General features: G+C 61.7%; 1 protein-coding gene. It reads right to left on the reverse strand.

The window, feature by feature from the left end; genetic code table 11:
• Positions 1–577: 577 nt before the first annotated feature.
• Positions 578–971: hypothetical protein (locus tag ACNA7R_RS20480; protein ID WP_416285378.1), on the reverse strand; the 394-nt coding region annotated here is incomplete at its 5' end.

Raw genomic sequence — 971 nt, forward strand, 5'->3', positions numbered from 1 at the left:
TCCTCCCGAATGGTGATGGTCTTCCGTTTCACCGTAATGCACGCTATGCGCGATACACGTATAATAGATTTGGTAGAACGTGGGCCTGTGGGCCGAGCGTCGAACGTATTTGAAAACCGTGCGGCGCTGTATCCCCTCCCTGCTCGCACCTTCCCTTCGGTCGGCGCTCGCTGAGGAAGGGGGCTTAGCGCCTACTTCCAGCTAAATTGTGACAGCATCTCAGGGAAGCCCACTATGCTGATTCAACGTATCGGTTGAATAGCGACGCCCAGAGACGCTCGAAGTGACTGGCGTAGAACGGTGGGGTGTTCCCGGCGGGGAGGTAGAATTTTGGTTCGGTGTCGCTGCCTCGGTCATCGGCACGGCATTCGTGTCCCATACTAACGTGTACCGGCCGTGTCCGCATCGGTCTCTCTCTTAATCGAATAATCTATTTATATCGGGTCTGTGAGTGTCGCGGCTGAAACGCGCTGCGTATTCAGCATGGCTCTGCCGATACCACTGATAGCTGATAAAAGTACCAGTGGTAGGTTCGGTCGCCAACGTAACGAATCGGTAGCTCGAAGTTAGTACATATCTACGCTCGAGGATCGGCGTCCGGTCCCGGATACTCGTCGCCGACGGTCGCCTCGTAGAGGCTCTCGGGATCGAACAGGGTCGCGAACGCGTCGGGGGGGCGGACGCTCACCGAGACGCGCGGCTGGAGCGAGAGCCCCGCCTTCGCGGAGGTGAGCCGGTCGTCGTACGACAGCAGGTGAGCGGCCGACCCCTGGTAGGCCGAGGCGAGCGCCGGGTGGTCGTCCTCGGGCTGGTCGACCGCGACGCGCTCGGCCTCGAGGCGCTCGCGGTGGTCGGCCGCGAGCTCCGGATCGGCCAACGAGGCGACCAGACGTTCGGTCTCGGCGAGCAGTTCGTCGCTCGCGACCAGCTCGAGCCAGGAGTGACGGCGGACGTGATCGAGTGCCTCGCGG

Origin of the sequence: Natronococcus sp. (assembly GCF_047921035.1) — an archaeon.
Taxonomy (GTDB): Archaea; Halobacteriota; Halobacteria; order Halobacteriales; family Natrialbaceae; genus Natronococcus.